Below are 843 nucleotides of genomic sequence, written 5' to 3'. Positions count from 1 at the left end.
GGTGGGGGTGTGTGGTGGCAGGTCTGGTTGGTGGTGGCTGGTTGTTGGTTGAGAACTGTACAGTGGACGCGAGCATCTGTATCTTTGTTGCTTTTTGTTAAGTTTTTAAGAGCGCACGGTGGATGCCTTGGCACGAGGAACCGAAGAAGGACGTAGGAATCTGCGATAAGCCTCGGGGAGTCGATAACCAGACTGTGATCCGAGGGTGTCCGAATGGGGAAACCCGGCCAGCTTCATCGCTGGTCACCCGCACCTGAATATATAGGGTGTGTGGAGGGAACGTGGGGAAGTGAAACATCTCAGTACCCACAGGAAGAGAAAACAATATGTGATTCCGTGAGTAGTGGCGAGCGAAAGCGGATGAGGCTAAACCGTAGTTGTGTGATACCTGGTAGGGGTTGCAGCTGCGGGGTTGTGGGAGTGGCGCGTACCGGGTCTACCAGCCTGGTGCACAGTAAGAAATCGCGTGGTGTAGGTGAAGGGTCTGGAAAGGCCTGGCGTAGACGGTGAGACCCCGGTAGCCGAAACACCCGTGACTGTGTGTGCCGCCTCCCGAGTAGTACGGGGCCCGAGAAATCCCGTACGAATCTGGCAGGACCACCTGCTAAGCCTAAATATTCCCTCGTGACCGATAGCGGACAAGTACCGTGAGGGAAAGGTGAAAAGTACCCCGGGAGGGGAGTGAAATAGTTCCTGAAACCGTGCGCTTACAATCCGTCGGAGCTGCACCTTGTGTGTGGTGACGGCGTGCCTTTTGAAGAATGAGCCTGCGAGTTAGTGCTCAGTGGCGAGGTTAACCCGTGTGGGGAAGCCGTAGCGAAAGCGAGTCCGAACAGGGCGCCC

1 rRNA gene is annotated in these 843 nt (G+C 56.1%); it reads left to right on the top strand.

The annotated features are described in order from the left end of the window. Positions 1–95 precede the first annotated feature (95 nt). Positions 96–843: ribosomal RNA gene (locus tag Q0795_RS17085) — 23S ribosomal RNA — on the top strand; the annotation flags it as partial.

Origin of the sequence: uncultured Serinicoccus sp. (assembly GCF_947487915.1) — a bacterium.
In the GTDB taxonomy this organism is placed as follows: domain Bacteria; phylum Actinomycetota; class Actinomycetes; order Actinomycetales; family Dermatophilaceae; genus Ornithinicoccus.
The sequence above is the reverse complement of the archived record's forward strand: the minus strand, read 5'-3'. Positions and strand labels throughout refer to the sequence as shown.